This window comes from Bradyrhizobium genosp. L (assembly GCF_015624485.1).
Classification (GTDB): Bacteria; Pseudomonadota; Alphaproteobacteria; order Rhizobiales; family Xanthobacteraceae; genus Bradyrhizobium.
The window spans coordinates 1,899,072-1,918,415 of record NZ_CP061378.1; the positions used below are offsets into that span (position 1 = coordinate 1,899,072).

The window sequence follows — 19,344 nt, forward strand, 5'->3', positions numbered from 1 at the left end:
ACGCAAGAAGCCGGACAATGGAAACCTTCGATTATGTGATCATCGGCGCAGGCTCCGCCGGGAGCGTGCTGACCAATCGGTTGAGTGAAGACGCCGGCACCAAGGTGTGCGTGCTGGAGGCGGGGCCGAGCGACTGGCACCCCTACATCCATCTGCCGGCCGGCTTCATCAAGACCTTCCACATGAAGAGCGTGAACTGGGCCTATCAGCAGGAGGTGGGTCCTTACACCGGCGGGCGCAGCATCTACGCGCCGCGCGGCAAGACGCTCGGCGGCTCGTCCTCGATCAACGGCCACATCTACAACCGCGGCCAGCGCCAGGATTTCGACACCTGGGCGCAGCTCGGCAATCGCGGCTGGGGCTATCCCGACGTGCTGCCGTACTTCCGGCGGATGGAGAAGCGGATCGGCGAGGGCGACGACACCTATCGCGGCCGCGACGGCAATCTCACCGTCACCACGATGGACTGGCAGGACCCGCTCTGCGAGGCCTTCATGGCGGGCGCGGTCTCGCTAGGCATTCCGCGCAACCCCGATTACAACGGCCAGATCCAGGAGGGCGTGTCGTACTGCCAGCGCACCATCCTGAACGGCCGGCGTGTCAGCGCGGCGACCGCCTTCCTGCATCCTGCGCGCAAGCGCGGCAATGTCGACGTGCGCACCCATGCGCATGTCACCGGCATCGTCTTCGAGGGCAAGCGTGCGGTCGGCGTGCGCTACAATCGCGGCGGCAAGCATGGCGATCCCTTGGAGATCCGCGCCACCAAGGAGGTCATCCTCTCCGGCGGCGCCTACAACTCGCCGCAGCTGCTGCAGCTCTCCGGCGTCGGCGCGCCCGACCTGTTGCAGTCGCACGGCATCGAGGTGCGCCACGCGCTGCCGGGTGTCGGCGAAGGCCTGCAGGATCACTACGCGCCGCGCTCGGTGGCGCGGGTCAAGAACATCAGGACCATCAACGAGCTTCGCCGCGGCATGAGCCTGTGGGTCGAGGCGCTGAAATGGGCGACGTCGCGGCGCGGCCTGCTCTCGCTGTCGCCGACCATGGTCTACTGCTTCTGGCATTCCGGCGAGACCACCGAAAGTTCGGACCTGCAGCTGACCTTCACGCCGGCGAGCTACAAGGAGGGCGTGCAGGGCCAGCTCGAAGACGAGCCCGGCATGACAGTGGCGTCATGGCAGCAGCGGCCGGAGAGCCGCGGTTATGTCCGCATCCGCTCGGCCGATCCATTCCAGCCGCCGATCATCCAGACCAACTACCTCGCCGAAGAGATCGACCGCCGCGTCGTCGTCGCCGGCATGAAGCTGGCGCGGCGGCTGCTCGCCTCCGAGCCGCTCAGCCCGTACTTCGCCTATGAGGATTTTCCGGGCCCGAAGGTGCAGAGCGACGACGAGTTGCTGGCGGCTGCGACCCAGCGCGGCACGACGACCTTCCATCCCGGCTGCACCTGCCGGATGGGCCCGGCTGATGCGCCCTGGGCCGTGGTCGACGACCAGCTTCGGGTCCATGGCATGGAAGGCCTGCGCGTCATCGACGCCTCGATCATGCCGCGCATGATCTCGGCGAACCTCAATGCGTCCACGCTGATGATCGCCGACAAGGCCTCCGACATCATCCGCGGCAAGACGCCGGAGGCCGCGGCGAAACTGCCGGAGTATGCGTGAGGTTTGATGTATGTAGCGCTGCTTCTCAATCAACGTGCTCGATCTACCACCGTCATCCTGAGGTGCGAGCGGAGCGAGCCTCGAAGGGTGCGCGGCCCGGCTGGTGGCCGTCGATCCTTCGAGGCTCGCTCCGCTCGCACCTCAGGATGACGGGGTCGGCATAAAGATGACGGAATAAGGCAGGGAGACTTAGCCGTAAACGAACGCCTTGTCCTCGAGATCGATCGTCGGGAATTCGTCCTTCTCGGCCCAGTAGTCCTGGTTGTGCTGCCATTCCGGCTTGTCGCCGCGCTTCGGCAACAAATGCATGCCGCGCATCATGTAGCCGGGGTTGAAATTCTCCGGATCGATCCACGGCAGCAGCGGCATGTTGTGGTCTTCCGCCCGCAGCGCCGGTGTCACCTTGTGCGCGCCGGTTTCCTTCATGTGCTTGAGCATGCGGCAGACGAAGTCGGCGACGAGATCGACGCGCAGCGTCCAGCTGGCGCGGAAATAGCCGAACACCCAGACCAGGTTCGGCACGCCGGTGAACATCATGCCGCGATAGGTCACGGTGTCCTTGAAATCGAGCGGCTTGCCGTCGATCGCAAAGTCGATGCCGCCGTTGGCGGAGAGATGGAAGCCGGTCGCGGTGATGATGATGTCGGCCTCGAGCGCCTTGCCGGACTTGAGCAGGATGCCGGTCTCGGTGAAGCGCTCGATCTCGTCGGTCACGACCGACGCCTTGCCGCCCTTGATGGCCTGGAACAGGTCGGCGTCCGGAACGAAGGCGATGCGCTGCCGCCACGGCCGGTAGCTCGGCGTGAAATGGGTCGCGATATCGTAGTCCTTGCCGAGCACGGCCTCGACCGCCGCCAGCAGATCCTTCTTGGCGCCCTCGGGATCGGCAAACGTCCGCCTGGTGAAGGCGTCCTGCTCGAACAGGATCTTGCGCCTGGTGATCTCGTGGATCCAGGCCTCGTCGACCTGCAGCCGGCGCAACTCCTCGGCGATCTCGATCGCGTTGCGGCCGGTGCGGAAATAGGTCGGCGAGCGCTGCAGCATGGTGACATGGCCGACATCCTTGGCCATCGCCGGGATCAGAGTCGCAGCCGTCGCCCCGGAGCCGATCACGACCACGCGCTTGCCCTTGTAGTCGAGATCGTCCGGCCAGGTCTGCGGATGCACGACTGTGCCCTTGAACTTCGCCATGTCGGGCCATTGTGGCGTGTAGCCGGCGTCGTGGCGGTAGTAGCCCTGGCACATCCAGAAGAAATTGGCGGTGAAGCGCAGATGCTCGCCGGTGTCGATGCGCGTGGCATCGATGGTCCAGAGATTGGTCTCGTTCGACCATTCGGCCGCGGTGATGGTATGGCGATAGCGGATATGACGCGCGAGGTCGTTCTCCTCGATTACCTCGCCCATGTATTTCAGGATCTCGGCCGCGCTTGCGATCGGCGCGCTGGTCCACGGCTTGAAGCGATAGCCGAAGGTGTGCAGGTCGCTGTCGGAGCGGATGCCGGGATAGCGATGCGTCGACCAGGTGCCGCCGAAGGTTTTCTGCGTCTCCAGCGCGACGAACGTCGTGCCGGGGCATTGCGTGGTGAGGTGGTACGCAGCACCGACGCCGGAAATGCCGGCGCCCGCGATCAGGACGTCGAAATGCTCGGTCGTGACGGGCTCGGCGGCCCGGATCTGGGTCTGGACGTTCATCTTCCCTGGTCTTCTTGTTTGTTGGAGCGTTGTTGGTTGAAGTGCGGAAACGAAACGCCAAAGCGATGGCCCCGGCGTTCGCCGATCCCGGAACTAGACTTCGCGGCGGCTGAGGAACGCCAGCCGCTCGAACAGGTGAACGTCCTGCTCGTTCTTGAGCAGCGCGCCGTGCAGCGGCGGGATCAGCTTGCGCGGATCGCGCTCCCTGAGCATCTCGGGCGTGATGTCCTCGTTGAGCAGCAGCTTGAGCCAGTCGAGCAGCTCGGAGGTCGAGGGCTTCTTCTTCAAGCCCGGCACCTCGCGCACCTCGAAGAAGATGCGCAGCGCCTCTTCCACCAGCCGCTTCTTGATGTTGGGGAAGTGCACGTCGACGATCCGGCCCATCGTGTCGGCATCGGGGAACTTGATGTAGTGGAAGAAGCAGCGGCGCAGGAACGCGTCCGGCAGCTCCTTTTCGTTGTTCGAGGTGATCATCACGATCGGGCGCAGCTTGGCCTTGATGGTCTCGCCGGTCTCGTAGACGTGGAACTCCATCCGATCGAGCTCGAGCAGGAGGTCGTTGGGGAATTCGATGTCGGCCTTGTCGATCTCATCGATCAGCAGCACGGGACGCTTCGGGTGGGTGAAGGCCTCCCACAGCTTGCCGCGCTTGATGTAGTTCTTGATGTCGGAGACGCGCGCATCGCCGAGCTGGCTGTCGCGCAGCCGCGACACCGCGTCGTATTCATAGAGGCCCTGCTGCGCCTTGGTGGTGGATTTGATGTGCCAGGTCAACAGCGGCGCATCGATTGCCTTCGCGACTTCCTCGGCCAGCACCGTCTTGCCGGTGCCGGGCTCGCCCTTCACCAACAGCGGGCGCTCGAGCACGATGGCGGCATTGACGGCGACCTTGAGGTCATCGGTGGCGACGTAATCCTTGGTACCCGTGAACTTCATCTATCTGTTTGCCTCGGTTCGTTCGCGCGACGCTCGAGCGTCCACACGAAACGACCGCCCTCGCAGCGGTCGCGTGTCCTGTCCAATGTCTTGTCATATTCAATTCTAGTTGAAAAAGCCGGGCGGTCTAGCGCGGATTCCGCACCGCAGCGGTGCCCGGGCCAGCGGCGCGCGCATAGTATGTCAGGCGTACTGTTTCCGCCCTGCGGAATGATTGTCACCCGCAAGCGAGGATGCGAGCACGGTGCGGTCGCGTCCCGAATTCTTGGCTTCGTAAAGCGCGAGGTCGGCCAGGCGGAGCAGTTCACTCTCACCGGTGATCGCAGCCGAGCGGCTGCCGACCCCGAGGCTGATCGAGACCCGTCCGCGCGCCGCCACGAGGTTCGGGATCGTCAGCGATCGCACCGTCAGGCGGATTGCCTCGGCCACCTTGAGCGCGTCCTGCTCGCCGACGCCGGGCAGGATGATCGCGAATTCCTCGCCGCCGTAACGCGCGGCGAGCGCAGTGGTGTTGTCGGTGGCATCGGCAATCACGCGCGCCACGCGCCGCAGGCACTCATCGCCGGCCTGATGGCCCTGGCTGTCGTTGAAACCCTTGAAGTGGTCGATGTCGACCATGATGAGGGAGATCTGCTCGCGATCACGAAACTCCCGCGGCAACGCAACATCGAAGCTCCGGCGATTGGCGAGCCCGGTCAGCCCATCGGTCGTCGCAAGGTCGGACAGGCGCGCGTTCAATGCGCTCAGTTCATCCTCCATGCTGCGGCGTTGCGTCACGTCGCGCAGCACGCCGACGACCTCGATCGCCCGGTGATCGTTGGCCGCACCGGCAAGCTTGAGGTTGATCTCGACCCAGACCTCGGAGCCGTCGGCGCGCTGGGTCTTGAATTCGACGGTTCGCGTCGTCTTCCAGTCCGTCAGATCCGCGGTCGCCTTGGTGACATCGGCGAGGCTGTCGGGGTGCACGAATGCGAAGCAGGATTGGCCGATCAGATCGGCCGGCTTGCGGCCCAGGATGGCCTCGACCGACTGCGAGACGAAGACGAATTTGCCGGCGCGATCGAGCCGGATCACGACATCGGCGACGTTGTCGGCAAGCAGGCGGTAGCTTGCCTCGCGCTCGCGCAGAACGGCCTCGATCCTGGCGCGGCGGCGGAACTGGGTCGACAGCAGCAGCGCCAGCATCGTCACCATTCCCATCACGATGATGGCGGCCATGGCGTCGTAGCGCAGGGTCTCGTGCCAGGCCGCAAGCACATCCTCCTCGGGCAGCGCGACGGTCACCACCAGCGGATAGAGCGAGGCGCGTTCGTAGCCGAGATACTTGCTGTAGCCGTCGAACGGGGAGACGGTCTTGGCGTAGCCGCTTTGGGCATCGCCGATCTTCGCCTTGAAGGCTGTCGAGGGATTGTTGTTCCATTTTCCCTCGGGCCAGTGTGCGAGCACGGTGCCGTCGGTGCGAAGCAGCGAAATTCCGGCATGCGGGCCGAATTTGAAGGCCTGGTAGAAACTGTCGAAATACGCCTCGTCGATCGCCGCAAGCATGACGCCGCCAAAGCTTCCGTCCTGGCTGGTGATGCGCCGCGACAGGATGATCGTGTCGCGTCCGGTTAACCGCGAGTGCAGGGGATCGCTGATGTGAAGCGACGGATCGGGCGAGTCGCGATGGGCGATGAAATAGGCGCGGTCGCCATTGTTGTGATGCGGGCTCTGGTCGAGGGAGGAATAGATCCAGTTGCCCTCGCTGTTCAGGACGCCCATCTCGCGGATCTGCGGCAGCGTCGCGACCGTGTTGCGCAAATAGAGATTGAACCGATCCTCCCGCGGCCGCTGATACTTCAGGAGGTCGACCATGCCGCTCATGGCGACATCGGCAGCCTGGATCGAATGCGATGCGTGCTCGGCCAGCGAATGGGTGAGATTGCGGATGTCGCGTTCGCCCTGCGCGAGCGCCATCGACCGGGCATCGAGCGCCTTCCATACGACAAGGCCCAGCACGCACGCCGTCATGACCGCCGCCACGGCAGTGATGATCGCCGCCGACGAGAATGGGCTCGGCAGTTTGGGGGAGGCGAGCGGCAAGTTGGTCGGGTCCACTGGCGTTTTGTTACCTCCAGTGATCAACGTCCCATCTTAACGTCACGTTTCGGGGCCGGGAGCCGAAGGTGGCCGGGGTGGTTAAGTGAAAGTGAATGGCTGGTCCGCAGGTCCGGCCTGGGGAGGGGCCCTTGACGCGACCTGCCGGGCGGGCGATCTAGGTAACCATGTTCCTGCAGTTCTTCACATCGCTGCGCGACGCCCAGGTCCCCGTCACCTTGCGGGAATATCTGACGTTGATGGAAGCGCTTGACGCTGACCTCGCCGATCAGACGGTCGAGAATTTCTACTATCTGTCGCGCGCAGCGCTGGTGAAGGACGAGCGCAACCTCGACAAGTTCGACCGCGTATTCGGCTCGGTGTTCAAGGGGCTCGAGAGCCTGCTCGATGCCATGGACAAGGCCGAGATCCCCGAGGAGTGGCTGAAGAAGCTCGCGGAGAAATATCTCACCGAGGACGAGAAGAAGCAGATCGAGGCGATGGGCTGGGACAAGCTCATGGAGACCTTGAAGAAGCGCCTCGAGGAGCAGAAGGGCCGTCACCAGGGCGGCAGCAAATGGATCGGCACGGCAGGCACCTCGCCCTTTGGTGCCCATGGCTACAATCCCGAAGGCGTCCGGATCGGGCAGGAGAAGAACCGCAACAATCGCGCCGTGAAGGTGTGGGACAAGCGCGAGTTCAGGGATCTCGACGGCAATGTCGAGCTCGGCATCCGCAACATCAAGGTGGCGCTGCGGCGCTTGCGCAAGTTCGCCCGCACCGGCGCACCGGACGAGCTCGATCTCGACACCACGATCAAGGAGACCGCCAACCACGGCTATCTCGACGTGCATATGCGGCCGGAGCGGCGCAACGCGGTCAAGGTGCTGGTGTTCTTCGATATCGGCGGCTCGATGGATTCGCATATCGAGCAGGTCGAGGAATTGTTCTCGGCGGCAAAAAGCGAATTCAAGCACATGGAGTATTTCTACTTCCACAACTGCCTCTATGAGGGCGTCTGGAAGCAGAACAAGCGGCGCTTCACCGACCGCACGCCGACCTGGGACGTGCTGCACAAATACCCGCACGACTACAAGGTGGTGTTCGTCGGCGACGCCTCGATGTCGCCGTACGAGATCATGGTGCCGGGCGGCTCGGTCGAGCATGTCAACGAGGAGGCCGGCTCGGTCTGGCTCGACCGCATCACCCGCACCTATCCGCATGCGGTGTGGCTCAATCCGGTGGCGCAGAAGCACTGGGACTATTCGGAATCCACCACCATCATCCGCCGCCTGTTCTCCGAGCGCATGTATCCGATCACGATCGAGGGTCTGGAAAACGCGATGAGGGAGCTGGTGCGGTAAGCGCACACGCGTCGCGCGCCGGCGGCGCGCCAACAACATCCAGGGAGAGCCCCATGCCCCAGACCATCCACCGCGGCATCAAGGTGATGATCGACGAGGCCAATGCCGAGATCGAGACCGTCAGCGCCAAGGATGCGATCACGCTGATCGGCAAGGACGATGTCGTGATCGTGGATATCCGCGACCCCCGCGAGATCGAGCGCGACGGCAAGATCCCCGGCGCATTCTCCTGCACCCGCGGCATGCTGGAATTCTGGATCGACCCGAACAGCCCCTACGCCAAGCCGATCTTCCAGGAAGACAAGAAGTTCATCTTCCACTGCGCCGGCGGCCTGCGCTCCGCGCTCGCCGCCAAGACCGCGAAGGACATGGGGCTGAAGCCGGTCGCCCATATGGGCGGCGGCTTCGCGGCCTGGCGCGATGCTGGCGGCCCGATCGAGAAGTGGGAGCCGAAGAAGAAGTGACGCGTGTGAGCTCTTAACCCCGCGTCATGCCCGGCCTCGTGCCGGGCATCCACGTCTTTGCCCGGCGCAAAGGAAGCCGTGGATGGCCGGGACCAGCCCGGCCATGACGAGAGAAAGAACCTGCGAGGGAGGAATCCATGACCGCCGCCGATCCGCTTGTTTCGACCGAATGGCTTGCCGCGCATCTCGGCGACACCAATGTCAAGGTGCTCGACGCGACCTTCAAGCTGCCGGGCGTGCTGCCGCTGCCGAAGGACGACTATCTCGCCGCGCATCTGCCGGGCGCTGTGTTCTTCGACGTCGACGCGGTGTCCGATCATTCCAATCCGCTGCCGCATATGTTCCCGAGCGCCGAGCAGTTCGGTCGCGATGTCGGCGCGCTCGGAATCGGTAATGCCGACACCGTGGTGATCTATGATTCCGGCGGCTGGGTCGCCGCGCCGCGGGCCTGGTGGATGTTCCTCTCCTATGGCCACAGCAATGTGCGCATCCTCAATGGCGGCTTGAAGAAGTGGCGCGCCGAGGGCCGGCCGGTCGAGAGCGGCGAGGCGAAGCCGAAGCCCGCCAGCTTCAAGGCGAGCTATGATGCGAAGCGCGTGCGCAGTATCGAGCAGATGATCACGAATGTCGAAAGCCGGACCGAGCAGGTGATCGATGCGCGCGCCGCCGACCGTTTCGAGGGCCGTGCGGCGGAGCCGCGGCCGGGCATCCGCGCCGGTCACATCCCGGGTGCGCGCAACGTGCCCTACAACAACCTGTTCGATGCCGCGACCGGCGCGATGAAACCGCTCGATGATCTGCGTGCCGCCTTCGCCGGCGCCGGCGTGAAGCTCGATGCGCCGATCGTCACGAGCTGCGGCTCCGGGGTCTCGGCTGGCGTGCTGACGCTGGCGTTGTATCGGCTCGGTGTTACCGACACCGCGCTTTATGACGGCTCCTGGTCGGAATGGGGCAAGGCCGACGGCCCGCCGATCGCGACGGGACCGGCCTGATCGGCAACCCTAGCGCCGGGTGGCAGGCACCGGTTGACCGAACGGATCGAGTTGCTGCTGAACCACCGCCTGCCGAACCCGGCGGGCGCGGACGACATGATGCCGCTCCTTGCGGCGTGCCGACTTGCTCGCCGTGCGGTGCTCCGGCTTCCGCCCGGCGTTCTTCTCGGTCGTCTTCGGAGCGGCCGCCGCCTCGACCGTAACCTCCGGCCCGCCCAGTGTCGCGATTCTGGTCGCAGCCGCGATCGCCTCGGGAGAGGGCGGCGGGGCCGGTTGTGCATCGACCGTCGCCGATGTGGTTGCGGCGGGCGTCGGCTCGATGGTCGTGGCCGGCGGCTCGATCACCGCGGCGAGCTTCGGTTCGGCGGACGCGGGCGCCGCGTCGGCGGTGGGCTGCGGGATGGGCGAGCTCTCTGCTGTCGGCGGAACGGGCTCTGCCGGCTGCGCCGATGGGGATGCCTCCACAGCTGGTGCCTCCTGCTTCGGTGCCTCAAGTGCTGGCGGATCGTCCGTCTTCACGGCAGCGACCTGCCGGGGCTCGGCTGGAGGCGGGGGCAATTCGGCCGGGGTAACCGGTTCGGATGCGGAGGCCTGCTGTGGTGCGGCGACAGTGGCCGTCACTTGGTCGGCCGGATCGGCCGGCGGCGGGGCTTCGATGCGCGCCATGGCGAGCACCGGCATCGGCTCGGGCCGCTGCGCGAATTGCGGCTCGCGCGGCGCAGGGCGTGCCGGAATGCTGGCGAACTCCTCGTGGGCCGCGCGCAGCAGTGCGGTTGCACCCAGGCCGAACACCAGAAGCGATGTCGCCAGCACGATCGCGACGAACAGGAAACGAAGGCCGGGGAGCATGGGCGCGGGTTCCCCCTCTGCGGGAGGTCTTGATGTCCAAGGGAACGCGGTGACCACACTCAGGAAAGCCGGCGTCGCAGGCAGCGAATCGGGCCGATTCGAGGATATCGCAACGCTTCGGGACTGTTTGTTACAAAATGCGGGCGATCGATGACTTCCGACACATGGACGGACATTCCTGAGACGTGAGACATGTTTACCGCAGCGTGACGCGAAATCACAAAATACCCGGAATGCCCCGGGTTTCGCGGAATTGTCTTGAATGCGCCGCTATCTTCCGTCATTGGGCCATTAACGGTCCGGTGTGGCTTGGGGACTATACAAGAGCAATGATGATCAACCGCATTCTGACGATTTGCGCCGCCACGGCGCTCGGCGTGGCGGGAACCTCGCTTGCGCATGCGCAGCAGGGCTATCCGGCTCCCCGCGGCCAGGTCTATTCGGCTGCTCCCGAGCCCTATTCGGCCGACGGCATGCCGGATTTCGACGCGATCAACGATGATGATGCACCGCCGGCGCGGAATTCGACTGCACTGCCGCCACCTGGCCCCGCCTATTCCGACCGCACGCCCCAGGGCCCGGTGATGTCGCCGGACGATCCGCGCTATGGCCGTCCGATGAACGCGCCGCCGGTCTATTCCGATCGTGCGCCCCAGGGACCGGTGATGTCGCCCGACGATCCCCGTTATGGCCGGCCGATGTCGCCGCCGCCGGTGATCTATGCCGACCGTCCGCAGGGCGGCCCGGCCCAGCAGGCCTATCCTGACAACGGCGTTCCCGCAGCCAACGTGGCCTATCCCGCCGCCCCGAACGGTGATCGCGGCGGCATGCGGCCGCCGGAGGCGGTCGGTGCCACGGGATCGGTGCCGCCGCAGTCGGCTCCGGTCGATGCCAACGGCAGGCCGCTGCAGATCGCGGCGCTGCCGCCCGATGAGCAGCCGGAAGACGGTCCGGCCCAGCTGGCGCCGAACCTGCGCCGCCAGGAAGTTGCATTCGCGACCAAGGAGCCGGCGGGCACCATCGTGGTCGATACGCCGAACACCTATCTTTACTATATCCTCGGCAACGGCCGGGCGATCCGCTACGGCGTCCGCGTCGGCCGCGACGGCTTCACCTGGACCGGCGTGCAGAAGATCACCCGCAAGGCCGAGTGGCCGGATTGGCATCCGCCGCCGGAGATGATCGAGCGCCAGCCCTATCTGCCGCGCTTCATGGCCGGCGGCCCCGGCAATCCGCTCGGTGCCCGCGCGATGTATCTGGGCTCGACCGTGTATCGAATCCACGGCACCAACCAGCCGTCGACCATCGGCAAGTTCGTCTCGTCGGGCTGCATCGGCATGCTGAACGACGACGTCTCCGACCTGTTCGATCGCACCAAGGTCGGCACCCGCGTTGTGGTGCTGCCCGGCAACCCGCCGCCGGGAACGGCGACCGCCTCAGCCGCGCCACCACCCGGTGGTCCTGTCGCCAACGCGGCTCCTGCGCCGCTGCCCGGCACGCAGCCGTCCAGCGTCCAGCCGCTGCCGGCGCCGGTCACGATCCGCTAACGCGGCTCACACGCAATCAACGAAAGGCGCGCCAACGGCGCGCCTTTTTGTTGCAACAAGCCTGCCGCCCCGACGTTGCCTCTGGAGAGGCAATGCGATGCAGGACTCCCGCCTGACCTATCCGCCGCTGAATACGCCGAAGCAGGTCACTGACGATGTCTGGATCGTCGACGGCCCCTTGATCCGGTTCGGCCCGCGCTGGTTCAGGATGCCGTTTCCGACGCGCGCGACGATCATTCGTCTGCCGGACCAACGGCTTTTCATTCACTCACCGACGCCATTGGCCGCCGAGCTCAAGACCGCCATTGCATCGCTCGGCGCACCGCACTGGATCATCGGACCGAACCGTCTGCACTATTGGTGGATTCCGGATTGGCATGCGGCCTATCCCGCGGCGCGCGTCTTCCTTGCACCTCGGATCAAGCAGCAGGCCGGCGAGCGGCTCGCGTGCGTTGGGGAGCCGCTGGAGCGAAGCTCGGGGTATCCCTGGGACGCGTGGATCGCGACGCTCCCGGTCTCCGGCAGTTACATGACCGAAATCGTCTTCTTCCACCGGCCGTCGCGGACCTTGTTGCTGACCGACCTGATCGAGAATTTCGAAGCGGAGCGGCTAAGCTCGCCCTTGATGCGGTTCCTGACCTGGCTGGGCCGCGTGCGCGATCCCGACGGCAGCACGCCGAGCGACTTGCGCGTAACGTTTTCGCGGGACCGGACCGCGCTGAGGGATGCTGTCGCCCGCATGATCGAATGGGATCCGGAGCGGATCATCCTCGCGCACGGACGCTGGTACGATCGTGACGGCCGCGCCGAGTTGCAACGCGCCTTCCGCTGGGTCTCGAAGCGGTAGCGCCGGACGCGGTTCCGTGGTCAGGCCAGCCGCCGCTGCGGCTCGCCGCCTTTGGTGAAGGCGTCGATGCAGGCGACCATCTGCTGATAGTGCGTCTCCAGGCCTTCGCGCGTCGCGTAGCCGAGATGCGGCGTGATCACGACATTGTCGAGCTTGCGGAACGGGTGGTCCAGCGGCAGCGGCTCGACCGCGAACGTGTCGATGCCGGCGCCGGCGATCTTCTTGTCGCGCAGCGCTGCGATCAGCGCGGCTTCATCGACGATCGGTCCGCGCGCGGTGTTGACGAGATAGGCCGACGGCTTCATCCGGGCGAGATCGGCCGGGCCGACCAGCCCGCGCGAACGCGGGCTCAGCACCACATGGATGGTGATGATATCGGCGGTCGCAAACAGCTCGTCCTTGCCGGCGTAGCCGACGCCGGCCTCCTTGCATTTCTCCGGCGTCAGGTTGGGGCTCCAGGCGATCACGTTCATGCCGAAGGGCTTCGCCATGCCGGCGACCTTGCTGCCGAGCTTGCCGAGGCCGATGATCCCGAGCGTCTTGCCTTCGATCTCGGTGCCGGCAAAGGTCTGCCAGGCCTCGCCGGCATGCATCCGGGCGTTCTCGCGGCCGATGCCGCGGGTCAGTTCCAGGATCAGGCCCATCGCCAGGGCCGCGGTTGGATCGCGGCCATATTGCGTGCCGCAAAACACGATCCCTCGCTCCTTGAGCGCCTCGGTGTCGATCGCGGCATTGCGCATCCCCGAGGTGATCAGGAGCTTCAGCTTCGGCAGCGCATCGATCAGGTTGCGCGGGAACGCCGTGCGCTCACGCATCGCGCAGATGATCTCGAAATCCTTCAGCTTCGCCGCGGCCTCCGCCTCACCGGCGAACGGCTGGTCGAACACGGTGACGTCGACCCGATCCTTGAGGCTCGGCCAGTCGGCCACCGAAAGCGCGAGGTCGAAGTAATCGTCGAGGATTGCACAGCGAAGCCGCGTCATCGGAAGGTCCATTCAGGGTTGGAGGCGACGGCGGAAATGAACCGTCGGGGACAACCTGATGGTCGCGCGCAATCGGCGGGCGCGCAAGCGGCCGCGGCTTCACCAAAGGGCGATTGTCACGCCGTCGGCGCGGACTTGTGCGCCTTCGCAGACCGGATGTCGGCGAGCATCGATTGCACCGCAGGCGACAACGCCATGTGCTTGGCGCGCCAGGCCGGGCCGGGGCCGCGCATATAGTGCAGTTCCGGGCGGTAGGGATTGAACGCCTTGGCGACAAATGCGTGCCAGAAGGCACGAAACTCGGCGAGCAGTGTCGGCCCGCTCTTCGGGTGCGAAAGGGATGCTGAAATGATGGTAGCCATGACGCGGCCTCTGTTGCCTTGGTCGCGGTTCTGCCGCGAAAATCGCCGGTTTTCGGCGCTGAAGACGACTTTTGGCCTGATTTATTAAAAGATAGTTTCAATTGTCGTGACTTGGCGCACACATGGTGTCAGACCCGTAATCACACGTGGTGAACGCCCGGAAAACGCATCTCGCGCGGTTGCGCTTTCGGGGGCCGGCCGCTACATCGGCGGCAGCAAAATTTCCTTACATCGGATCAATTTCGGGGACAGCGGATGGCTCGCCAGTTCGTCTATTTCATGCAGGGTCTGACCAAGAGCTATCCGACCCGCAAAGTGCTCGACAACGTCCATCTGAGCTTCTACCCGGACGCCAAGATCGGCGTGCTCGGCGTCAACGGCTCGGGCAAGTCGACCTTGCTCAAGATCATGGCCGGCCTCGACAAGGAATATAACGGCGAGGCCTGGGTCGCCGAGGGCGCCCGCGTCGGCTATCTCGAGCAGGAACCGCAGCTCGATGCGAAACTCTCGGTGCGCGAAAACGTCATGCTAGGCGTCGCCAAGCAGAAGGCGATCCTGGATCGCTACAACGAACTCGCCGTCAACTATTCGGACGAGACCGCCGATGAGATGACCAAGCTGCAGGACGAGATCGAGGCCCAGGGCCTGTGGGATCTCGACAGCAAGGTCGACCAGGCGATGGACGCACTGCGCTGCCCGCCTGACGATTCCGACGTCACCAAGCTCTCGGGCGGTGAGCGCCGCCGCGTCGCGCTGTGCCGTCTGCTGCTTGACCAGCCCGAGCTGCTGCTGCTGGACGAGCCGACCAACCATCTCGACGCCGAGTCGGTGTCGTGGCTGGAAGGCCATCTGCGCAACTATCCGGGCGCGATCCTGATCGTGACCCACGACCGCTACTTCCTCGACAACGTCACCGGCTGGATCCTCGAGCTCGACCGCGGCAAGGGCATCCCCTACGAGGGCAACTACTCGTCCTGGCTGGTGCAGAAGCAGAAGCGGCTCGAGCAGGAAGGCCGCGAGGACGCGGCGCACCAGAAGACACTGGCCCGCGAGCAGGAATGGATCGCATCCTCCCCGAAGGCGCGCCAGGCCAAGTCGAAGGCGCGCTATCAGCGCTACGAAGATCTGCTGAAACAGGCGAGCGAAAAACAGACCCAGACTGCGCAGATCACGATCCCGGTCGCCGAGCGTCTCGGCCAGAACGTCGTGGATTTCGAAGGCCTCAGCAAGGGCTTTGGCGATCGCATGCTGATCGACAATCTCACCTTCAAGCTGCCGCCGGGCGGCATCGTCGGCGTGATCGGCCCGAACGGCGCCGGCAAGACCACGCTGTTTCGGATGATCACCCAGCAAGAGACTCCCGACAAGGGCTCGATCACGGTCGGCGAGAGCGTGCATCTCGGCTATGTCGATCAGTCGCGCGACGATCTCGACGGCAAGAAGAATGTGTGGGAGGAGATCTCCGGCGGCAACGAACTGATCCTGCTCGGCAAGAAGGAAGTGAACTCGCGCGGCTACTGCTCGTCGTTCAACTTCAAGGGCGCCGACCAGCAGAAGAAGGTCGGCGCGCTGTCCGGCGGTGAACGCAACCGCGTGCATCTCGCCAAGATGCTGAAGTCGGGCGCCAACGTGCTGCTGCTCGACGAGCCGACCAACGACCTCGACGTCGACACGCTGCGCGCGCTGGAAGAGGCGCTGGAGGATTTCGCCGGCTGCGCCGTCATCATCAGCCACGATCGCTGGTTCCTCGACCGCATCGCAACCCACATCCTGGCCTTCGAGGGTGACAGCCACGTCGAATGGTTCGAAGGCAACTTCCAGGACTACGAAAAGGACAAGATGCGCCGGCTCGGCCAGGACAGCATCATTCCGCATCGTGTGAAGTACAAGAAGCTGACGCGCTGATTTGAGACGCCATCGTGCCCCGTGCAGGGCCGGGCATGACGAGCACCTGGAGCGAGCGTCGCACCAATCCGGCATTTGCAGGATCGTGACGGCATCGCGGCACGATCTGCGGCCAGTTGTCACTTTGCACGCGCGCGGGATTGCGTAGATAGAGCGCTCCGCAAATCCAAATCCTGCGAGCGATCCAACATGTCCGCCATTTCAGACGCGCCGGCCCCATCGAAGGGCCGGTCGCTGCGTCCCGTTCCCATGCTGATCTTCGGGTCGCGCTGGCTGCAATTGCCGCTCTATGTCGGCCTCATCATCGCCCAGGGCGTTTATGTCGTGCTGTTCCTGAAGGAGCTGTGGCACCTGTTCGCCCATGCCTTCGATTTCAGCGAGCAGCAGATCATGCTGGCGGTGCTCGGCCTGATCGACGTCGTGATGATCTCGAACCTCTTGGTGATGGTGATCGTCGGCGGCTACGAGACCTTCGTGTCGCGGCTCAATCTGCAGGGCCATCCGGACGAGCCGGAATGGTTGAGCCACGTCAATGCCAGCGTGCTTAAGATCAAGCTCGCGATGGCGATCATCGGCATCTCCTCGATCCATCTGCTGCGGACCTTCATCGAAGCCGGGGCGCTGTCGTCCGGCAAGGGCAACTACACCGAGACCGGTGTGATGTGGCAGACCATCATCCACTGCGTCTTCATCCTGTCGGCGATCGGCATCGCCATCGTCGACAAGCTGTCGAACGATTCGATCGAAGGCGCCAAGCAGCAGACCGCGCACTGATCGCGGCAGGCGGCTCTGCGGTTCACAGCAAGGCTGTGTTCACAGCAAGCCCGTGTCGTGATAAGGCTCACGCCACGAACATGACGGGCGTCCGCCGAGCGGCGCCCGATGAACCGCTGCGAACAGGTTGTTGGATTTGACATTCCTCCGCGCGCTCGCCTTCGGGCTCCTGCTTGTATCCTTGGCCGTCGTCTCGCCCGCCCGCGCAGCGGATGCCGCCTTCACCCAGTTTATCGCATCGCTTTGGCCGGAGGCGCAGGCGGCGGGCGTGTCGCGCGAGACCTTCGATCGCGAGACGCGCGGACTCGAACCCGACTACAAGTTGCCCGACTTGATCCTGCCGGGGCGGCCGAAGACCGGCGCGCCGGCGCAGGCCGAGTTCGTGCAGGTGCCGGCCGACTACATCAAGGAAGCCTCGATCGCGCGGCTCGCCGAGACAGGGCAGAAGCTCCTGCAGAAATATCGCGCCTCGCTCGATGCAATCGAAAAGCGCTTTGGCGTGCCGGCCCCGATCGTGCTAGCGATCTGGGGCCGCGAGACCGACTACGGCCGCTATGCGCTGCCCTATGACACGCTGCGCGTGGTGGCAACGCAGGCCTATGTCGGCCGCCGCAAGGATCAGTACCGCACCGAATTCGTTCTCGCGCTGAAAATCCTTGGCGAGGGGGTGGTGAAGCGCAAGGAGCTAACCTCGTCCTGGGCCGGCGCGACCGGCTACACCCAGTTCCTGCCGTCGGAATATTACAAGCACGGCGTCGACCTCGATGGCGACGGCCGTGTCGACATCTGGCATTCGGTGCCGGATGCGCTCGCCTCCGCCGCACAGCAGCTCGTCAACAAGGGCTGGCAGCCGGGCGTACGCTGGGCCTACGAAGTCACGGCGCCGGCCAATGCCGATTGCACGACGGGCGTGCCCGAAGTGACAAAACCGATCAGCCAGTGGCTGCGTGCGGGTTTCATGCCGGTGCGCGGACAAAAGCTCAGTGCCGCCGAGCAGGCGCAATCAGCCTCGCTGCTGCAGCCCGAGGGCATCTACGGCCCCGCCTTCCTGACCACGCCGAACTACTTCGTGATCAAGGAGTACAATTTCTCCGATCTCTATGTGCTGTTCGTCGGCCATCTCGCTGACCGCATGACGAGCCCGCTGCCGTTCGCGACGCCATGGTCGGCCTCGAAGCAGCTGCGCTCCGCCGACGTCGAGGCGATGCAGCGGCAGCTGACCAAGATCGGGCTCTACAAGGACAAGCTCGACGGCAAGGCCGGCATGCAGACCCGCGCCGCGCTCGGCGCCTACCAGAAGCAGGCCCACCTGAAGGTCGATTGCTGGCCGAGCGATGCGGTGCTGAAGGCGATGAACTCAGCCCATTAAGCCACAAACAAAAAACCCGGCCGCGAGGGGCCGGGTTTGAAACGCAAGAGACTCGCGCGGAAGAGGCTGCGGCTTAGTCGCAAACCTCGACGCGGCGGAAGCGCCAGTTGTAGCCGTCCCAGAAGCGCTCGCGAACCCAACGGCAGGGCGGCGGAGCTTCTTCGACATAGGTCGGGCCGCCATAGGCCGGGCGGCTGGAGGCGATGGCGCCACCGACGATCGCGCCGCCGATCAGGCCGGCTGCGACACCCGCCGCGACGCCACGCTGGGCGCTGGCCGGGGTTGCGGTGAGCGACGAAGCGGCAATCGTAGCGACAGCGACGAAGGCAGCCAGGATCTTCTTCATGTCTTGGGCTCTCCTGAGGTGGCGCCTTGGGCGCCGGGTTCAAAAAGACTCGCGCACGCTGGTTTCGAGCGGCTGTCTTGCTAATCAGCGCCTAAACAGTCAATCGAAAGTAAACGTCCGCTGGCTCATTGCCCAGAAAAGCGGTTTTTTCTGGCCTTGAAAAGCGGACGTCCCGGAAAACAGTCGGTTTTCCGGGACGTTTGGTTCGATTTAATCGAGATGAACGGCGATATTAATCGCAGACCCTGACGCTGCGAACGCGCCAGCCGTAACCGTCCCAGAAGCGCTGGCGCTGCCAGTAGCAACCGGGCTCGACGTAGCCGGGGCCGGCGACATAGGCCGGTCCGGGCGCGTAGTAGCCGGGGCCGGGACCGTAATAACCGTTCTGCGATGCGATCGCGCCGCCGACGATGGCGCCACCGAGCAATCCTGCAGCGACGCCAGCGGCGACACCGCGTTGTGCATGGGCAGGGGCGGGGACCGCCACGGCCGAAACCGCCAGGGTGGCGACGGCGCAGAGCGCCAGCAATGTCTTCTTCATGGCCTCACCTTTCTCGGGAGCAGCGACAGTTCGCTCAAACAGCCTGTGTGGGCAAATGTTCCACATCCTGCTTGAACGATCAATGAACGGCGCTGCCGTATTCGAACCATGATCGGGGACGATGGCGGCCGCGTGGCAAGCCGGAAAGTACGGAAATCGCGGCTGGTCCCGCGCCTTTTGCTGGCCGGAACCGATTTAGATTCATTCCAGAATGAATCCGGCATCAGTTTGGAATTGCTTCAAAAAGCGTTTTTTCCTTTTGCATCCGGGCGGCGTCGACAATATCGATAATGTCAGCAACACCGACCGAACCGCCCAATTCTGATGATTGTCTGTTCCTGTAACGTCCTCAGCGATCACGATGTCCGCAATGCCGTGAGCACCGGCGGACCGGTGACGCGCAATGCCAAGCAGGTCTATGGCTGCCTCGGCTGCAACGCCGAATGTGGCCGCTGCGCGCGCACGATCAAGGCGATCATCGACGAGGCGCTCGGTCCCTGCGCCAAGGCCTGTTGCTCGGGCTGCCCGCACAGCCATCCGCACGCTGCCAACGAGGACACCGGACCGGCCGAATTCGGCTTGGCGGCCTGCTGAGATCCTCAAATCCCTCCAGATCGGGTTGTCCACGCGCCGATT

At 64.7% G+C, this 19,344-nt stretch carries 18 protein-coding genes; 10 read left to right on the forward strand and 8 right to left on the reverse strand.

Annotated features, from left to right (window positions below; translation table 11 throughout):
- Nucleotides 1-17: 17 nt before the first annotated feature.
- Nucleotides 18-1,661: a GMC family oxidoreductase gene (locus tag IC762_RS08865; protein WP_195788424.1), complete on the forward strand. Its 1,644-nt coding sequence runs from the start codon at nucleotides 18-20 to the stop codon at nucleotides 1,659-1,661.
- 189 nt (nucleotides 1,662-1,850) lie between these two features.
- On the opposite strand, the gene IC762_RS08870 is transcribed toward IC762_RS08865, so the two are convergent.
- From IC762_RS08870 to IC762_RS08880, 3 genes are all read right to left on the reverse strand, one after another.
- Complete coding sequence (locus IC762_RS08870) at nucleotides 1,851-3,353, reverse strand: flavin-containing monooxygenase (RefSeq protein WP_195788425.1); 1,503 nt, start codon at nucleotides 3,351-3,353, stop codon at nucleotides 1,851-1,853.
- Between the two features lie 93 nt (nucleotides 3,354-3,446).
- The gene (locus IC762_RS08875) at nucleotides 3,447-4,289 is read right to left on the reverse strand and encodes an AAA family ATPase (protein WP_195788426.1); all 843 of its coding nucleotides are present in this window, start codon (nucleotides 4,287-4,289) and stop codon (nucleotides 3,447-3,449) included.
- A 183-nt stretch (nucleotides 4,290-4,472) separates the two neighbouring features.
- Nucleotides 4,473-6,386, reverse strand: a complete 1,914-nt coding sequence (locus IC762_RS08880; protein ID WP_195788427.1) for a diguanylate cyclase — start codon at nucleotides 6,384-6,386, stop codon at nucleotides 4,473-4,475.
- Between the two features lie 167 nt (nucleotides 6,387-6,553).
- Between IC762_RS08880 and IC762_RS08885 the strand changes: the two genes are divergently transcribed.
- The 3 genes from IC762_RS08885 (at nucleotide 6,554) to sseA (ending at nucleotide 9,185) form a co-directional block, all read left to right on the forward strand.
- Nucleotides 6,554-7,729: a vWA domain-containing protein gene (locus IC762_RS08885; RefSeq protein ID WP_195788428.1), complete on the forward strand. Its 1,176-nt coding sequence runs from the start codon at nucleotides 6,554-6,556 to the stop codon at nucleotides 7,727-7,729.
- A 53-nt stretch (nucleotides 7,730-7,782) separates the two neighbouring features.
- Nucleotides 7,783-8,193, forward strand: coding sequence for a rhodanese-like domain-containing protein (locus IC762_RS08890; RefSeq protein ID WP_195788429.1), 411 nt, complete (start codon nucleotides 7,783-7,785; stop codon nucleotides 8,191-8,193).
- Between the two features lie 137 nt (nucleotides 8,194-8,330).
- Nucleotides 8,331-9,185 (forward strand): 3-mercaptopyruvate sulfurtransferase, encoded by an 855-nt coding sequence (gene sseA, locus IC762_RS08895; protein ID WP_195788430.1) that lies wholly within the window; start codon nucleotides 8,331-8,333, stop codon nucleotides 9,183-9,185.
- Nucleotides 9,186-9,194: 9 nt separating this feature from the next.
- Here the strand turns inward: sseA and IC762_RS08900 are convergent, their stop codons facing one another.
- Entirely contained in the window at nucleotides 9,195-10,034 is an 840-nt protein-coding gene (locus tag IC762_RS08900; protein WP_195788431.1) for a hypothetical protein, read from the reverse strand.
- 329 nt (nucleotides 10,035-10,363) lie between these two features.
- Here IC762_RS08900 and IC762_RS08905 point away from each other — a divergent pair, with 329 nt between their 5' ends.
- Together IC762_RS08905 and IC762_RS08910 are read left to right on the forward strand one after the other, a co-directional pair.
- Nucleotides 10,364-11,581 (forward strand): L,D-transpeptidase, encoded by a 1,218-nt coding sequence (locus IC762_RS08905; protein WP_195788432.1) that lies wholly within the window; start codon nucleotides 10,364-10,366, stop codon nucleotides 11,579-11,581.
- A gap of 97 nt (nucleotides 11,582-11,678) precedes the next feature.
- Complete coding sequence (locus IC762_RS08910; RefSeq protein WP_195788433.1) at nucleotides 11,679-12,428, forward strand: DUF4336 domain-containing protein; 750 nt, start codon at nucleotides 11,679-11,681, stop codon at nucleotides 12,426-12,428.
- Between the two features lie 20 nt (nucleotides 12,429-12,448).
- Here the strand turns inward: IC762_RS08910 and IC762_RS08915 are convergent, their stop codons facing one another.
- Nucleotides 12,449-13,411, reverse strand: coding sequence for a D-2-hydroxyacid dehydrogenase family protein (locus IC762_RS08915; RefSeq protein WP_195788434.1), 963 nt, complete (start codon nucleotides 13,409-13,411; stop codon nucleotides 12,449-12,451).
- A 116-nt stretch (nucleotides 13,412-13,527) separates the two neighbouring features.
- Nucleotides 13,528-13,773, reverse strand: coding sequence for a hypothetical protein (locus IC762_RS08920; protein ID WP_195788435.1), 246 nt, complete (start codon nucleotides 13,771-13,773; stop codon nucleotides 13,528-13,530).
- A gap of 255 nt (nucleotides 13,774-14,028) precedes the next feature.
- Here IC762_RS08920 and ettA point away from each other — a divergent pair, with 255 nt between their 5' ends.
- From ettA to IC762_RS08935, 3 genes are all read left to right on the forward strand, one after another.
- Nucleotides 14,029-15,678 carry an energy-dependent translational throttle protein EttA gene (ettA, locus tag IC762_RS08925; protein ID WP_195788436.1) on the forward strand — a complete coding sequence of 550 codons (1,650 nt, stop codon included), beginning with the start codon at nucleotides 14,029-14,031 and terminating at the stop codon, nucleotides 15,676-15,678.
- A 189-nt stretch (nucleotides 15,679-15,867) separates the two neighbouring features.
- On the forward strand, nucleotides 15,868-16,452 hold the full coding sequence (locus IC762_RS08930) for a TIGR00645 family protein (RefSeq protein WP_195788437.1): 585 nt from the start codon (nucleotides 15,868-15,870) through the stop codon (nucleotides 16,450-16,452).
- Between the two features lie 136 nt (nucleotides 16,453-16,588).
- The gene (locus tag IC762_RS08935; RefSeq protein WP_433995901.1) at nucleotides 16,589-17,821 is read left to right on the forward strand and encodes a lytic murein transglycosylase; all 1,233 of its coding nucleotides are present in this window, start codon (nucleotides 16,589-16,591) and stop codon (nucleotides 17,819-17,821) included.
- Nucleotides 17,822-17,894: 73 nt separating this feature from the next.
- Here IC762_RS08935 and IC762_RS08940 read toward each other — a convergent pair whose 3' ends face one another.
- Both IC762_RS08940 and IC762_RS08945 read right to left on the reverse strand, forming a co-directional pair.
- Nucleotides 17,895-18,167 (reverse strand): hypothetical protein, encoded by a 273-nt coding sequence (locus IC762_RS08940; RefSeq protein ID WP_195788438.1) that lies wholly within the window; start codon nucleotides 18,165-18,167, stop codon nucleotides 17,895-17,897.
- Nucleotides 18,168-18,399: 232 nt separating this feature from the next.
- Nucleotides 18,400-18,708 carry a hypothetical protein gene (locus tag IC762_RS08945; RefSeq protein WP_195788439.1) on the reverse strand — a complete coding sequence of 103 codons (309 nt, stop codon included), beginning with the start codon at nucleotides 18,706-18,708 and terminating at the stop codon, nucleotides 18,400-18,402.
- A 324-nt stretch (nucleotides 18,709-19,032) separates the two neighbouring features.
- Here IC762_RS08945 and IC762_RS08950 point away from each other — a divergent pair, with 324 nt between their 5' ends.
- A complete protein-coding gene (locus IC762_RS08950) occupies nucleotides 19,033-19,302 on the forward strand; it encodes a (2Fe-2S)-binding protein (RefSeq protein ID WP_195788440.1) in 270 nt (89 codons plus the stop codon).
- Nucleotides 19,303-19,344 lie beyond the last annotated feature (42 nt).